The 15808-nt window shown below is 37.6% G+C and carries 16 protein-coding genes and 1 pseudogene; 14 read left to right on the top strand and 3 right to left on the bottom strand.

The genetic code is table 11. The features are described from left to right. Together BLT_RS24470 and BLT_RS0111260 are read left to right on the top strand one after the other, a co-directional pair. A pseudogene (locus BLT_RS24470) lies at window positions 1-310 on the top strand (CDP-diacylglycerol--serine O-phosphatidyltransferase); the annotation flags it as partial. A gap of 189 nt (window positions 311-499) precedes the next feature. Continuing rightward, entirely contained in the window at window positions 500-1099 is a 600-nt protein-coding gene (locus BLT_RS0111260) for a DedA family protein (RefSeq protein WP_017727898.1), read from the top strand. A 339-nt stretch (window positions 1100-1438) separates the two neighbouring features. Here BLT_RS0111260 and BLT_RS0111255 read toward each other — a convergent pair whose 3' ends face one another. Further along, entirely contained in the window at window positions 1439-2260 is an 822-nt protein-coding gene (locus tag BLT_RS0111255) for a methyl-accepting chemotaxis protein (protein ID WP_017727897.1), read from the bottom strand. A gap of 599 nt (window positions 2261-2859) precedes the next feature. On the opposite strand from BLT_RS0111255, the gene BLT_RS0111250 reads away from it, so the two are divergent. Further along, the gene (locus BLT_RS0111250; RefSeq protein WP_017727896.1) at window positions 2860-3129 is read left to right on the top strand and encodes a DUF2564 family protein; all 270 of its coding nucleotides are present in this window, start codon (window positions 2860-2862) and stop codon (window positions 3127-3129) included. 132 nt (window positions 3130-3261) lie between these two features. Here BLT_RS0111250 and BLT_RS23720 read toward each other — a convergent pair whose 3' ends face one another. Continuing rightward, window positions 3262-3420, bottom strand: a complete 159-nt coding sequence (locus BLT_RS23720; RefSeq protein WP_017727895.1) for a hypothetical protein — start codon at window positions 3418-3420, stop codon at window positions 3262-3264. 5 nt (window positions 3421-3425) lie between these two features. Next, window positions 3426-3752, bottom strand: coding sequence for an iron-sulfur cluster biosynthesis family protein (locus tag BLT_RS0111240; RefSeq protein WP_017727894.1), 327 nt, complete (start codon window positions 3750-3752; stop codon window positions 3426-3428). 144 nt (window positions 3753-3896) lie between these two features. On the opposite strand from BLT_RS0111240, the gene BLT_RS0111235 reads away from it, so the two are divergent. The 11 genes from BLT_RS0111235 (at window position 3897) to lpdA (ending at window position 15754) form a co-directional block, all read left to right on the top strand. After that, a complete protein-coding gene (locus tag BLT_RS0111235) occupies window positions 3897-5414 on the top strand; it encodes a carboxypeptidase M32 (RefSeq protein WP_017727893.1) in 1518 nt (505 codons plus the stop codon). 68 nt (window positions 5415-5482) lie between these two features. Continuing rightward, window positions 5483-6022, top strand: a complete 540-nt coding sequence (locus BLT_RS0111230) for an LOG family protein (protein ID WP_017727892.1) — start codon at window positions 5483-5485, stop codon at window positions 6020-6022. Between the two features lie 82 nt (window positions 6023-6104). Next, window positions 6105-6419 carry a hypothetical protein gene (locus BLT_RS0111225; protein ID WP_017727891.1) on the top strand — a complete coding sequence of 105 codons (315 nt, stop codon included), beginning with the start codon at window positions 6105-6107 and terminating at the stop codon, window positions 6417-6419. A 518-nt stretch (window positions 6420-6937) separates the two neighbouring features. Continuing rightward, window positions 6938-7306: a DUF2294 domain-containing protein gene (locus BLT_RS0111220; protein ID WP_017727890.1), complete on the top strand. Its 369-nt coding sequence runs from the start codon at window positions 6938-6940 to the stop codon at window positions 7304-7306. 153 nt (window positions 7307-7459) lie between these two features. After that, the gene (locus tag BLT_RS0111215; protein ID WP_017727889.1) at window positions 7460-8467 is read left to right on the top strand and encodes a sodium-dependent bicarbonate transport family permease; all 1008 of its coding nucleotides are present in this window, start codon (window positions 7460-7462) and stop codon (window positions 8465-8467) included. An 11-nt stretch (window positions 8468-8478) separates the two neighbouring features. Further along, window positions 8479-8973 (top strand): hypothetical protein, encoded by a 495-nt coding sequence (locus tag BLT_RS0111210; RefSeq protein ID WP_017727888.1) that lies wholly within the window; start codon window positions 8479-8481, stop codon window positions 8971-8973. 693 nt (window positions 8974-9666) lie between these two features. Further along, window positions 9667-10113, top strand: coding sequence for an Lrp/AsnC family transcriptional regulator (locus BLT_RS0111205; RefSeq protein ID WP_017727887.1), 447 nt, complete (start codon window positions 9667-9669; stop codon window positions 10111-10113). A gap of 832 nt (window positions 10114-10945) precedes the next feature. Next, a complete protein-coding gene (pdhA, locus tag BLT_RS0111200; RefSeq protein ID WP_017727886.1) occupies window positions 10946-12055 on the top strand; it encodes a pyruvate dehydrogenase (acetyl-transferring) E1 component subunit alpha in 1110 nt (369 codons plus the stop codon). Beyond that, complete coding sequence (locus tag BLT_RS0111195) at window positions 12052-13035, top strand: alpha-ketoacid dehydrogenase subunit beta (RefSeq protein WP_017727885.1); 984 nt, start codon at window positions 12052-12054, stop codon at window positions 13033-13035. The genes pdhA and BLT_RS0111195 overlap by 4 nt, the downstream gene beginning before the upstream one ends. A gap of 16 nt (window positions 13036-13051) precedes the next feature. Continuing rightward, window positions 13052-14329: a dihydrolipoamide acetyltransferase family protein gene (locus BLT_RS0111190; RefSeq protein WP_017727884.1), complete on the top strand. Its 1278-nt coding sequence runs from the start codon at window positions 13052-13054 to the stop codon at window positions 14327-14329. Next, a complete protein-coding gene (gene lpdA / locus BLT_RS0111185; protein WP_017727883.1) occupies window positions 14330-15754 on the top strand; it encodes a dihydrolipoyl dehydrogenase in 1425 nt (474 codons plus the stop codon). Window positions 15755-15808: the final 54 nt, after the last annotated feature.

Genomic DNA, 15808 nt, shown 5'->3' with positions numbered 1-15808 from the left:
TACGGCAGCCGGTGGAATCTTAGCGTTGCTTACTTTATTTGGGGGGAGTTTACCAAATTTTATTACCACGGTTGTTTTTACAGCTTTGTGCTTTTTAATGGTTAGTAAAATAAGAATACCAAGCTTAAAAGAAGTACCGCTTCCCAAATACGGGACAATCGTGACCATTTTTCTAGGGTGCTCTTTATTTGTCATTTATAGAGGTACCTATGAACAATTTCCGTATTTGATCTATATTGCGACACCGTTATATATCTTTTATCTAGCTTATCGATTTGTGAAGGGGAAAAACGCAAAAGATTTAGATTAAAACGTTTGACGTGTAACATTATAAATAATAAGCGAGATGACATGCTCTTCATTTCAGAAATAACATTATTTTATATAGCTAATAAATTTTATTTTTGGTTAAATAAAGATGATTATTCTAAAGAGAGTTTTTTGATGGTTATGCTCTCCAACATAATCACATAAAACAAAAAAATAAAGGCGGTTTACAATGGAGAGTCATTTCAATTATCTATTAGAGCACTTTGGATATGTAGGGTTAATCTTAGCTTTAGTATTGGGCATAATTGGAGTGCCAATCCCTGATGAAGTTCTTCTTACGTATGTTGGTTATATAGTGTCTCAAGGAAAAATGTCCTATCTCTTTTCATTAATTAGTGCATGTAGTGGAGCAATTGCTGGAATATCAATCAGTTACCTTTTGGGAAATAAGTTAGGAACACCTTTCTTAGAAAAGTTTGGTCCCAAAATTCATTTAACAGAAAAAAGGATTGACTATACAAAAAGGCTATTTAATAAGGTAGGTCCTTTTTTACTTTTTATCGGTTATTTTATTCCTGGGGTACGACATATCACCGCTTATCTAGCAGGAATTAATGCTTTGCCATATAAAAAGTTTGCCATCTATGCATACTCAGGAGCTATATTTTGGGGGTTTACTTTTATCACATTAGGAAAAAAATTAGGGGATCATTGGATGAAAGTCCAGTATTACATGTCCTATTATAGCGTTTATTTCATTCTTTTCGTCATTATTACATTCATCGTTGGTTACTTATATTGGATAAAGAAAGATTCCAAAGAAACATAAGCAGTCATTTGACGACCGCTTTTATAGTTATAATGAAAAATTACTTTTGAATTTCCGAATAAGGTGTATGCTGAAATACAAAATAAACCATTTAAGGTACATACAATTAATGAGGACTTATCTTTAAAGCTAATTGAATTAAAAGATGGGGAAAGGCTATTTGAATTAACCAATCATTCAAGAGACTATCTAACGAGAATGGTTACCTTGGTTGGATAATACTACAAAGCGTGAAGATACAAAAGAGTTTATAAAATAGTTAAATGAGAAAAGCGTGCAATGAAAAGCTCCAACCATCAAAAAATAAGCTAGCCAAGAATGAAGGCTAGCTTATTTTAGTTAGATCAACAAATCGCTAGTGAACGCTTTCAACTCGTTACTAATTGAACTTAACCTATCAATAATTTCACTAAAGTCAGTGACTAGAACGGCTTGTTCATTGGAGGCTCCCGTAATTTGTTCCATGTTTTCTAAAAGGAGATTGATACTTGATGTAATTTCACCTAAAGAATGGCTAATTTTCTCAGATGCTTCAGACGTTTCAGTTGACAGCTTCCGTACTTCTGTTGCGACGATTTTAAATCCTGCTCCAGCATTTCCAGCTCTTGATGCTTCAATTGAGGCATTGATGCCTAATAAATTAGTTTGTCTCGAGATTTGTTTAATAAAATTAACGACTTCGTTCGTTTTCTTTGAATCTTCTAAAGCACTAGCCGATTGTTCCTTTACATCTTCTCCAGATGCAGCTAGTTCTTGAGAATGAGAAGCTAACACTTGGACTTTGTTTTGTAAATCTTCGACAATTGAATAAATTTGATCCAAATAGTTATCAAGCTTTTGTTGGCGTTCAAGAGGAAAACCGAATGCAAAAGCACCAATTACCTTACCATTTTCATCTTTAATTGGAATAGAGGTAGCATTGATAGGAAATCCATACACTTCTGTTGGAACAATAATTTGTGCGATTTTCCCTTTTAGGGCGTTTTGTAAATTTTCATCTTTTGGAGAAACAGGGTCGCCTGTTTTGATTCCAAAATCAATTTTGTCTGAAGGCAAATAACATAAAAATTTTTCCTTATTAATGACTCCTACTGTTGCTTCACCTTTCAAAATTTGTTGAATAACTGGTGCAGAAATCGCTAGAGCTTCTAAAATGTTCATAAGAGCCTCCTCGTAAAATATAAGGTTAAAGTTTATGTACGGGCTAACAAATCTTTTATTTGTTAGCATTATAGCATGAACACTTACAGAATTCTCCACATTTTTTGTACGAAAGATTCGCTCAATTGATTAAACAAATAAACTAGTCGTATGAGTACCAAAACGATCTTTTTTCATAGGATGATAAAAAACTAGAAAAAAGGGGCTGGGACAAAAGAGTTTTTATTGAAGAGAAATCCGAACGTCATGATCGTTGATGCATAGCATTCGCTTCGGAAATACACTTCCCTTTCCGCGGGCGGCTGGTGAGCCCCCCTTCTTTGCTGCTAATCGTTTTTTTCATCGCTTGGCTGTTCTTCCCTCGCCTCAGCATTCTTTTAGCCTGGGTATGCTATTTCGATAAAAAGCAGGCTCGTTGTAAAGGCGTCGTTCATGTTGATAATGCTCGAGTGCTTTCAGCGCAATTTTCGCAAGCAATGCAGTGGGTAATCATTAGCACAAACCAAAAGAATTTAGTAGAAAGCATAATTTTTTTGTGGGCGACACATAATAATTAATGAATGTTTTAACGCTGCTATCTGTGTGAGGAGGATGTATGAATGACTCATCCAAGTGATGAACGCTACGGATTTAATGATTTAAAGCAAGTGGAGATGGCGATAAAATCAGCAGAGCATATGGTCGGTCAGGCGACCCGAGGAATGGATGAAGACCAGTTGAAAGCCGCCACAAATGCATTAAATGACGCAAAAAAACGATATCAAGAAGCATTTGCTCATCAAACAGGAGTGGATATGGCGTTTTTTGAATTTTCAAGAGAACTACTTGAAAAGATGGACCATCAATTAAACGAAGCGAAAAAAGACTAAAAGCTCCTGTGTTAGGAGCTTTTTTGATGGAAAAGGAGCCAAGCTAAAAAAGGTGAGGAAGCTGTGCAGGACTCACGTTTACTCCGACTTTATTGGAAGGAACCGTTTATAAAGGTTTCTCAGAGACATAATTTAAGCGTAGAAGGTCGCCTCAAGTGTTAGCCAGATTTTGATAGCGGTCATCCCATTCATTTCAGGATAACGAATTTTTGCAAACGCTTCTTCATTGTTTGCAATTTCCTTTCCGCATTTCGTGCATGCAGACTGTTTTGATTTAAAAAGAGAAAGCACTTGTATTATTTCACCTTTGTTGTCTTAAATTCAGGGTGTTCAATGTTCTCAAATGTCGGGTTTTCAATGATTAAGTAGCCTGTGTCTTCGTTATAGTCGATCGTCATACCATCAAAATACCAGAAATTATCTTCGCTAATTGAAAAGATAACCCCTTGCTTTTCTATACAGTATGACCGCTCATTTGGTTCTTCTTTCATCACCCCGACTGAAAATCCTCCTGAGCCGACACCGCCAACACGTACATAAAGGCGTAAGCTGTCTCCTTTCTTTAATTGAATTTCATCTATATAAAGCTGTGCTGCATTGTCAGTAATTGTAAACATCATCATTGCCTACCCCCAAATTTTTTCTTATCTAGTCACTAATCATATCATTCGGCACTTTTTTCGTAAAATGCTAAAATGAGAGCAGGAATTTCTGTTTCGAAATTCGAAATACATACATTGAAACGCAATCGTGAAAGGTGGAGTTAGATGACAGCGCATATTAAAAAGGTTGAAAAAGAATTTATGGAATATGTGAAAAAAATAGAGGATTATGGCCAAGCCCTTTCATTATTAGCTTGGGATTCGAGAACTGGGGCTCCGAAAAAAGGTGTTCATCAGCGTTCAGAGGTCATTGGAACCCTCTCTTCTGAAGTGTTTCAGCTTTCTACATCTGAAGAAATGGCGTCTTTTCTTGGAGAGCTTCGTGATGAATCGGTACAGGACCAATTGTCTGAGATTACGAAAAAATCGGTCGAAGAATGCCTAAAAACCTTTGAGCGAAACGCAAAAATTCCAAAAGAAGAATACAAGGAATATGTGATGCTTCAATCACAATCCGAATCAATTTGGGAAGAGGCAAAAAACAAAGCAGATTTTGAAATGTTTCGACCCAATTTGGAAAAGCTCGTTGAATTTAAAAAGCGGTTTGTGGGGTATTGGGGCTATGAAGGTCATCCTTATAATACACTGTTAGACGATTATGAACCAGGTGTGTTTGTCGATACCATTGATCGAGTGTTCGGTGAGCTACGTGAGCAATTAATCCCACTCGTTAAAGGGGTAACTGACTCAACTCATCAGCCACGTACGGATTTTCTTTTCACAAAGTTTCCGAAAGAGAATCAACGGAAACTTAGTCATGCGATTTTAAAAGAAATTGGCTATGACTTTGAAGCAGGAAGGCTCGATGAAACCGTTCACCCATTTGCGATTGGGATTAACCCAAATGATGTCCGCGTCACAACGAAATACAATGAAGACGATTTTCGTGTCTCTTTATTTGGTACCATTCATGAGGGAGGCCACGCATTATATGAACAAAACATCTCTCCTGAATTAATTGGAACCCCTCTTTGTACAGGAACGTCAATGGGCATTCACGAATCACAATCATTATTTTGGGAAAAATTCGTCGGTAAAAATTATCGTTTTTGGAAACGGAATTATAGTCTGCTAAAGGAGCATTCAACCGGTCAGTTTGACGATGTATCACTTGATGATTTTTATTTTGCCGTCAATCAATCAAAGCAATCGTTAATTCGAATTGAAAGCGATGAATTAACGTACTGCTTGCACATCATTTTGCGTTACGAGCTTGAAAAGGCGTTAATGCAAGGGGATATTGCGGTTAAAGAACTACCTGCGATTTGGAATGATAAAATGGAAGAATACCTAGGCATTCGACCAAGCCATGATGGAGAGGGCATTCTCCAAGATGTTCATTGGTCGTTCGGTGCGTTTGGTTATTTTCCTTCCTATGCACTTGGCTATATTTACGCTGCACAACTAAAAGAAGCGCTTGATAAGGAATTACCGAACTTTGACGATCTAATTGAAAAAGGGAATTATGAGCCGATTCGTCAATGGATGACGAAAAATGTTCACCAGTATGGAAAATTAAAAAAACCGGCGGAAATCATTAAAGATATTACGGGAGGCGGGATTGATTCACAGCCATTGGTCCGCTATCTTGAAGAAAAATATCGTCGTCTGTATCAATTTTAAAATCTTAAAACAATTAGGTGTAGGTGATAACCTATGCCTTCTTTCTTGTGTATAAAGGAGAAAAGATCATGAAACGAATTGCCGTATTTTGTGGGTCTAGCTCAGGACGTGATCCTATTTACGTGAATGAGGCGAAAAATCTCGGGAAATTACTTGCTGCTAAGGGAATTGGACTTGTCTATGGCGGTGCTGTTGTTGGCTGCATGGGTGCTGTTGCTGAAGGTGTGATGGCAGGAGGAGGCGAAGTTATTGGTGTGATGCCAAAAAAACTTGCGAACATCGAATTAGCCCATCATGGCCTTACGGAGCTTCACATCGTTGAAACCATGCATGAACGTAAAGCAATGATGGCCGAGCTTTCGGATGCATTTATTGCCTTGCCAGGGGGAGCTGGAACTCTAGAAGAGTGGTTTGAGGTATTTACATGGGCTCAAATTGGCTATCATCAAAAGCCATGCAGCCTACTTAATGTAAATGGATACTACACGCCATTCATTGCATTGTTTGATCACATGATTGATCAAGGATTTGTACAAAAGGAACAGAAGCATTTAATCATTATTGAAAATGAAGCAAAGACTTTGTTGAAGCGTTTAATTAACAAGTAAATGTGAGCATTCTGTACAGGAAAGGTATGAAAGGCTGCAAATATGTCGACACTACTGAATGAAAAGTAGAGGAGGCAGCCATGTGAGAGTTGTGTCTTGTGATCCATTGAAACAGCCAACCATTGAAACGGTCGATTCCTTTTCCGAAGTGAATCAGCGAATGGCTGGGGACATGAAAGTATTGTCATTTCACGTAAATGATTCATTCTATGCCCTCGTTTGCCATAAAGAGGGTGTGCTGCATTGTAACAGCAAAGTAAAGAAACTGTATGGAACGTTCATTCTATGCCAACAAAATGAAAGTGGGGAGCTTGAAGGCTTAACTGAGGAAGAAGCGAGTACACTCCATTTTCACATGACAAATCATGGATTTGAATTAGAACAGATAACCATCTAACAATAAATGGTCATTCTTTCGAGCCATGACGTACTTGAAGAGTTAGAGCAGATGACTAAACCTCAATTAAAAGAAAGTCATTCGTTTGGATAATTCTTGAATGCTAAAGTGAAAAGAGAAGCACTAAGAATCACTGACGAACTAGAAATACTAAGGATCGAATGAGGAGCTGAACATAGATAGAGCTGGGGTTATTGAAAGAAATTAAACCTCGAAGAGATTTAAAGTAAATTTATATCAACATGGGGTAAATCTGTGTTTGAATGTTGGGAAAATTTTTTCGTATTTATATCTTGACATACTCTAAACTTAAAGGTAAAGTATGATTTAACTTAATACCGAGTGATGTTTATTTAAACTTCTCATTGATTAAGAGCTTTAGCATATTGTTCAATGATTTAATTGACTGTATGAAAAAGCAATTTTATAAAAGAAGTAAAGAATAAAATAAATCGGTATATTCTTAACTAGGAGACTAGAATGGGGATATACCGATTTTTTTGTTAGAGGAGAAAGTTATGAACAAATCAAAAGGGTTTATTGAAGCAGAAATTAGTAAAGCGATCACTCAATGGGAAAAAGATTTCCTTGGACGTGGCTCAATATCTGTTAAAGCAGATATCTTACGAGATATGATTATTGTGACTTTACGTGCTATTCTCACACCTGCTGAGTATTCAGTTTGTAAAACCAAGGAGGGAATGTTGTCAATAAAGAGGATTCGATCTAATTTGGTTGAATCAGGATTAGAAGATCTTAAGGAAATTATTCGAAATATAACTGGTGAAGAAATTATAAGTTTTCACACTGATATAAGCACTCGTACAGGAGAACGGGTGATGGTATTCAAATTATGCAGTGACATAGAGAAACGTTTTAAAAATTAAATACAATATGTGCAAAAAGGGAGATCTTCAAAAAACTTATATAGTTAGTTGAAGTTAAACCGACAATTTTCAAAATCAATGGTGAAAACCATTTTAATTCTGAAAATTGTCGGTTTTTTTATTGGAAAATATTATTAGGGGGTGGGAGCTAGAATGTCTGAAATCATTTTAGAAAATTTATTATCACCTGTCGTATTATTTTTTGTATTAGGAATTATAGCTGCTGTTTTTAAATCAGACTTAAAATTCCCAAATGGACTAAGTGAAGGCTTAAGTATTTACTTATTAATCGCCATTGGATTAAAAGGGGGTATTGAACTTTCCAAGTACTCTATTGAATCTGTGATTAACCCAATACTTGGTGCATTGTTTTTAGGAATTGCAATTCCTTTTATTACTCTTTTTATATTGCGGTTAATGAAAATGGACCTAAAAAATTCGATTGGATTAGCAGCCACTTATGGTTCTGTCAGTATCGTTACCTATGGCTCAGCGATTTCATTTCTAGAGAAAAATGGAACAACCTATGAAGGGTTTATGAATGCTTTGGTTGTTCTCATGGAAAGCCCTGCCATTTTAGTTTCATTACTACTATTAAAAATCATAGAGAAAAACAATGCTGTACCTGAGCTTTCCTCTCAAAGTATGGGATTTCTTCCAGCTTCAGTGAAGTTCATTGATAGAGAAGTATTAAAAGAAAGTATATTTGGAAAAAGTGTCTTGCTGCTGTTAGGAAGTTTATTGATAGGCTTAGTTCTTGGAGAACGTGCTGTACCAATGGTTAAGCCTTTATTTATGGATTTATATAATAGTGCTTTAATTCTGTTTCTATTGAACATGGGGTTGCTCGCAGGACAACGATTGCCAGAAGTTAAAGCACATGGTTTAAAAATACTCCTTTTTGGAATAGTAGCCCCTCTTTTATTCGGGAGTTTAGGTGTTTTTGTAGGAAGCCTTGTCGGTTTATCTTTTGGTGGAGCTACCTTAATGGGAGTGCTTGCAGGAAGTGCTTCTTATATCGCGGCACCAGCAGCCTTAAAAACGTCTGTACCAGAAGCAAATCCATCCATTTACTTAGGCTTATCCTTAGGAGTTACGTTTCCTTTTAATCTTATCATCGGAATACCTGTATATTACGAAATCGCTCAGTGGATACAATAGGAGGGGATCTTATGACTAAAATAAATGGTTCAATGAGTAAAAAAGCATTAGTAATAACGGGCTTAAATGAAAAGCTATATCCATTGTTTCCTTTAATCACAAATAAAAAAACAGAAGAGTTGATGATTATCAACAATTATGGGGCTGTCATTTCACAACCCTATGGATGCACGATTAGAAATATCATTATGGCTGTGTTCCACGAGGATGTAGATGAAATTTATATTATTGGTGAAATGAACAACAATGAAAATTTGTTAAAAGAAGATGAATGGTATTCCAAATTTCAAGAAGCTGGTATTACAAAGAAAACAATACAAACAATTGAGTATATAGATGTCATTGGAAATGATGTATTAAAATGGTTAGGAGCTCCCCAAGACTCAAAAATGATGATTCAAAAAAACATTGATTTAATTCAAAGGCATCCCTTAATCCCAAAAACAGTATCCGTATATGGTTTCATTGCAAATGCTGAAACAAGTGAATTCGAAGCGGTTTCATAAAAAGAGACTAAATGATGAATACGATAAAAGTAGTTATTCAAGTTACAATGTAAGAATTAGATAACAAATTCAACACCGTTTGAGAATTCAAACGGTGTTTTGTGCATGAATACGACCAGTTTAAACAATTTCATGTCATGTAAGAAAAGGCATAAGTGGGTATTCTCTACCTAAGTTTAAAATAATTATATTATGTTAATTAAGTTTGTGCAAAAACGCATAGCTCACTTTTTTATAATTCAATTTTTCTTCATAAAATGGCGGGCGTCAATTCGCTGTAATCCTGAGAAAGGCCAACATGGTCAAATCCTTTTTCCTTCACCCAACTGTGAACATAATCTAGGAGTGCTTGTTGTTATAAATTGCGTCGATGCAAGTGTACGATCTGACGAAAAACGATTGAATATATCTCTTTGATCTAAAGAGTAAAAGGACTTTTTACTTATTTATAGAAATGATTTATGAATACAATCTCTTAGAGAAGTGTAAAATCTTCAAGGTATCAGCGGATTATATTAAGAATACATATGTAAGAAAAAATGAATTCTGTTATTAATAGTGGGATTAATGTATTGGACAGAAATTATTATATGATGATAAAATGATATTGCGTTATAATAACGATATATTAATTATATGTTATTAAAAAAGTGTATAAGATAGCATTGCTAAGACCTTAAGGTAGGTGAGACGATGGATAAGACTGATATTCGACTACTTGAAATTTTGCAAGGGGATGGGAGGATCACCTTAAGTGACTTATCAAAGGAATTATCCCTCAGTCGACCAAGTGTTTCAGAGCGCTTAACTCGTCTTAAAGAGCGTGGGATTATCGATAAAATTACAGCAAGTGTACCTCCAGCCTCGGTAGGCCGTAATGTTCTTTTGTTTATTCAAGTAAGTGAAGTGAGTGTTCCATATGATGAGTTTGAAAAAATGATTATTAATCATCCAGATATTTTTGAATGTCACCGGGTTACTGGAATGGTCAACTACCTACTAAAAGCAGCTGTAAATGATATGGATCATTTAAATAGGTTAATCGATCATTTAATCCCATATGGGATCATTAATACATCCATCGTACTAAAATCCCCTGTTCAAAACAAAAATATGCTTCCAACCATCCATGAGCCGTAGGTATTATTGAGTCGATGACTTGACGGCAAAATTAAAAGTTGTTAAGTTTTTTACTAGGTTATCTCCCGACCTTCTAATTAGAAGGAAAGGTGACTGGTGAATTTTGTTTCAATGGAGCTAATTATTAACGTCTTAATAATTGTTGATGTTTTTACCCGAAAGACAAATTTTTTATCAATTTGGATCTTTTTCTATTTATTATGGGTTCTTTGCTTTACTGCCAATTGCGTATAGGGAAAAACAGGCAAGTGACGGACAATCGATTCTTAACATCTTAAGATGTAGAGTACCCAATGATGTCTTTGACTAAAAAAGTCTCTCAAAAGCTCAATCTTTTGAGAGACTTTTTAGCGTTTCGAAAAAAAAGGTCCGACAGAGAACCTTTTAAAAACCGACCTGTTCATTCGACTGTGCTATTTTGTTTGAAAAGCTTTAATTTCTAACAATTATTAGCGACATTACAAAGCGAAGCAAAATACATTGAAATTTATACGAAATATAAAAATAATTCAAAAAATTCATCCTCTTTGATATATAGGTTACTCATTCATTCTTTTATACTAATAGTAAGTAATTAAATAGACAAAACAATGTACTATTCGTCAAATTAGAACCGTTTTTTATTTTGAAAAAAGGAAGGAGTTTCAAACAGTTGATAACACAATGTAGCCGCCTTTCCTCTCACACCCCTTTAATTGAATGGTACACAAATTAATACGACGAACTCAAATTCATCCCAAGGGAAGGGGCGAGTCGTTTCAAGCTATTTACGATGTATTTTAAAAAACGAATATGTAAGCGGTAACAAAATGGTAGAGGAGGTTGGTTTTTGATGGCGATGAAGAGCAGTGAACTGAATGTGTTTGAATCCTATGAGGAGCGTTTGTTTCAAGTCTTATCTCCTGAGGGTGAGCTTAAGACATCCATTACTGGAAAGATCGATGAGTCATTAATGGTAAAAATGTATGAAAACATGTTATTTACAAGAGCCTTCGATCGAAAATCAGTTAACTTACAGAGACAAGGACGAATGGGCACATACGCACCTTTTGAAGGTCAAGAGGCTTCTCAGGTTGGAAGTGCAATGGCCTTAGCGCTTGATGATTGGATGTTTCCAACTTATCGAGATCATGCTGCGGCGATCATTCATGGGCAAGAAATGTTTCGTATTTTCCTTTATTGGATGGGGCATATTGATGGTTCCATAAGTCCTGAGGGAAGACGCATTATGCCGCCGGCCGTTCCCATTGCAACTCAAATGGTTCATGCTGTCGGCACAGCTTGGGCAAGTAAATTAAAAGGTGAAAAAAATGTTAGCATTGCCTATTTTGGGGATGGAGCCACTTCTGAAGGGGATTTTCACGAATCTCTTAATTTTGCTGGCGTTTTTAAAACACCAACTATCTTTTTTTGTCAAAACAATGGCTATGCCATTAGCGTGCCTTTTGAAAAGCAATCTGCCTCTAAAACCATTGCTCAAAGAGCTGCCGCCTACGATATGGAAGGTGTATTGGTCGATGGGAATGATATCTTTGCCGTTTATTTAGCTGTAGCAGAGGCAGTTGAAAGGGCTAAAAGAGGGGAAGGGCCGACTTTAATTGAAGCAAACACCTTCCGTTATGGTGCGCACACAACAGCTGACGATCCGAAAAAATATCGTGATCAAGAGAATCTGTCAAAGGAATGGAGAGAGACCCGCGACCCGCTGACTCGTTTGCAAAAATATTTAATGAAAAAGGGGCTCTGGAACGCTGAAAAAGAGCAAGAGCTATTAAATCAGGTCCAGCAAAAAATTGATGAGCATTTAAAAAAGGCTGAATCATATCAAAAAGCGGATCCACTTCACATGTTCGACCATGTATACGCTGAAGCTCCTTGGAACATTAATGAACAGAAGCAAGAATGGAAGCAATTCATCAAGAAGGACGTGAATGAATCATGAGCCGCAAAATAACGATGGTTCAAGCGATTACAGAGGTGTTTGATCAAAAATTAGCTGAAGATGACCGAGTGATACTTCTAGGCGAGGACATTGGTGTGAATGGAGGGGTCTTTCGTGCAACAGAGGGTTTGCTTGAAAAATATGGATCTGACCGGGTTGTTGATACCCCATTAGCAGAGGCAGGTATCATTGGTTCGTCGATTGGCTTGGCACTTAATGGTAAGATTCCAGTTGTGGAGATACAATTTTTAGCGTTTATCTACCCAGGCTTTGAACAAATTGTTTCCCATGCAGCTCGGATGAGGTATCGTACCCGCGGACAATTTGGCGTGCCGCTTGTGATTCGGACACCTTATGGTGCGGGAATTCGTGGCCCTGAGCTCCACTCTGAAAGTGTTGAAAATCTTTTTGCTCATATACCAGGGCTGAAGGTTGTGGCGCCAAGCAACCCCTATGATGCCAAAGGATTGCTCATAGCGGCAATTGAAGATCCAGATCCTGTTATCTTTTTAGAGCCAACAAAATTATACCGCGCTTTCAGGGAAGAAGTTCCAGAGGAGATGTATCGCATAAAAATCGGCAAGGCGAAGGTAGTCCAAGAAGGCAGTGATTTATCGATTTTTGCATGGGGGGCAATGGTAAGAGAAGCATTGCAAGCAGCAAAACGGATTGAAGCTGAAAAGGGCTGGACATGTGAAATCGTCGATTTACGTACACTCTTTCCTCTTGACCGAGACACAATCATTGCGACAGTCAAAAAAACGGGTCGAGCACTTATCGTTCACGAAGCCCATAAAACATCAGGCCTCGGCGGTGAAATCATTGCCATGATTAATGAAGAGGCATTGATCTATCTGAAGGCACCTATCAAACGAGTGACAGGGTTTGATGTGCCAGTTCCTCAATTTTCGGTAGAAGATGATTATTTACCGACCATTGATCGCGTGAAAAAAGGGATTGAAGAAACGGTATCTTTTTAGAAAAGGGGAGAGACAAATGCTTGAATTTAAACTCCCTGATGTTGGGGAAGGCATGCATGAAGGCGAAATCTTAACATGGCTTATTTCTGAAGGTGATAAGGTAACACAGGATCAACCAGTCGTTGAAGTTCAGACTGACAAGGTGAATGCCGAGCTAACTGCACCAGTAGATGGGATCATTCAAAAGATTTTTTTCTCTGAGGGAGAGATAGTAGAAGTCGGTACAACAATTTTTACAATCATTGAGGAGGGAGCAACAGAACGATTCTCAGAAACAGAGGAGTCAACTGAAAAACATGAAGAAGGGAAAAGTAGGGGCCTTATCCCGATTGATTCCTCAATAATGGAAACAAGACGGGCGCTAGCAACCCCGTTTGTTCGACAAATGGCAAGAAAAATGAACATTGATTTAGAAAAAGTACGAGGAACGGGTGCCGCTGGTCGAATAACTGAGCAGGATTTGCAACAGTTTTCCCAAGACGGTAAAGAACATTCCATGCAAACATCAATAAAGACAGCACCAACAAATGTTGCAGAGAAGAACGAAGAGAAGCAAGCAGTGCAACCTAGAAGTGAAGGAATCATTCAGGAAACGGAGGAGAGAATTCCACTCAAAGGGATTCGCAAAAAAATTGCAGAACAGATGACAAAATCTGTTTCAACGATTCCTCATGTCACTCATGTTGATGAGCTGGAAATGGGGCCATTAAAAGAGATAAGGGGGCAATTAAAAGCACACGCTGAAAAGAAAAATATAAAATTAACGTTTTTGCCATTTTTTATAAAGGCGATTGTTACAGCCTTAAAAGAATTTAAATCTCTCAATGCATCGATTGATGATGAAAAAAAAGAAATCATTTTAAAACAATATTATCATATCGGTATAGCGACCGATACAAACGACGGGCTTATTGTTCCAGTCATTAAATATGCAGATCAAAAAAGCATTTTTCAACTAGCTGAAGAGATTTCTCAATTGGCTTCTCAAGCAAGAGAAGGGAAATTGAGTGTAAGCCAACTAACTGGTAGTACATTTACGATTAGCAATGTCGGTCCGATTGGCGGACAGCATGCTACCCCGATCATCAACCATCCTGAAGTAGCGATTTTAGCTTTACACAAAATGGAGCCCCGTATGGTTGTCCGTGACTGGGAAGGGGTGATTCGATTAATGATGAACATTTCTCTTTCATTTGACCATCGAATCATTGACGGTGTCACAGCTGTAAGGTTTACAAATCGAATCATTGAATTACTTGAAAGTCCAAATCTTTTGTTTATGGAGATGAACTAAATGGTCGTAGGAGAAGTTGCAGTGGAAACGGATGTTGTTGTCATTGGAGGTGGACCAGGTGGTTATGCCGCAGCGATCCGACTAGGTCAGCTAGGAAAATCAGTTATCTTAATCGAAAAAGAAAAGCTAGGAGGTGTTTGCCTGAACAAAGGCTGCATTCCTTCAAAGGCGTTGATTCATACGGCGGAGCAACTTCACAAATTGAATGATGCTGAGAAAATGGGCATTCGTATTTCTAAAGATGTCAACCCTTTTGACATGGGTGTTTGGCAGGAATGGAAAGAAGGGATTGTATCCCAGTTAAACAAAGGGATTGCTCAGCTCTGTGAAAAAAATGGCGTTACGGTTATAAAAGGAGAGGCAAGCTTCCTTTCTAATGAACGTATTGGCGTTGAAACAGGTGGAGACTTTGAAACCTATAAGTTTGACCAAGCAATTATTGCAACAGGATCGAGACCATTTATTCCTTCCTTTTTAGAGGTGGATGGCGTATATATCTTAGATTCCTCTACAGCACTTGAGTTAACGGAAATCCCATCAGAGCTTTCTATTGTAGGTGGCGGGTACATCGGTATTGAAATGGGGATTGCCTTTACGAAGTTAGGCTCAAACGTGACGATCATTGAGCTGTCTGAACGAATTTTACCTCAAGTAGCTTCTGGATTATCTAAGGAAGTAATACGAAAGGTAAACAAGCTGGGTATTAACATCAAAACGTTGACAAAGGTTACTCAAGCAAACATAGAAGGTGGAAAGGTGCATCTTCATGCTTTTTCTAAGGAACAGGGAGAGGAAATCATTGAAAGTGATAAAGTACTTATTACAATCGGGCGGCTCCCAAATACCGATCGTATTGGCTTAGAACAAACAGCTGTCACGAAGGACGAAAAAGGTTATATATCAGTTAATTCAGAAGGCAGGACCACTGTACCTCATATTTTTGCCATTGGTGATATTACTTCAGGCCCTGCATTAGCTCATAAGGCATCAAAGCAAGGAATTGTCGCTGCAGAAGTGATTAGCGGCTTGCCAAGCTCTTTCGATTCCCCTTACATCCCATACGTGATTTTCTCAGATCCGCAAGTAGCAGGTGTTGGCATGACTGCTGAAGAGGCAAAGAAACATGGTCATAGCATCAAAATTGGGAAATTTCCATTCAAAGCAAACGGTAGAGCTTTAGCAACAAATGAAGCAGAAGGATTTGCCGAAGTGATTGTTGATGAAGATAACCACCTTTTACTTGGTATGCATATTGTAGGTCCAGATGCTTCTAACCTTATCGGTGAAGGCGTACTTTCTTTGGAGTTAGCTGCACGGGTGGAGGATATTGCACTCTCAATTCATCCACATCCAACGTTAAGCGAAGGTTGGTTGGAAGCGGCAGAAGCAGCCCTAGGTCATGCCATTCATATTATGAATACGTAAAAAAATTCATCATGTTTGTTTGAACATGGAATTTACATGGAGGGTTTGTTTTCT

Origin of the sequence: Halalkalibacterium ligniniphilum, from assembly GCF_000334155.1 — a bacterium.
Classification (GTDB): domain Bacteria; phylum Bacillota; class Bacilli; order Bacillales; family Bacillaceae_D; genus Halalkalibacterium; species Halalkalibacterium ligniniphilum.
Note: the sequence above shows the minus strand (reverse complement) of the source record. Positions and strands in the feature narration are given on the sequence as shown.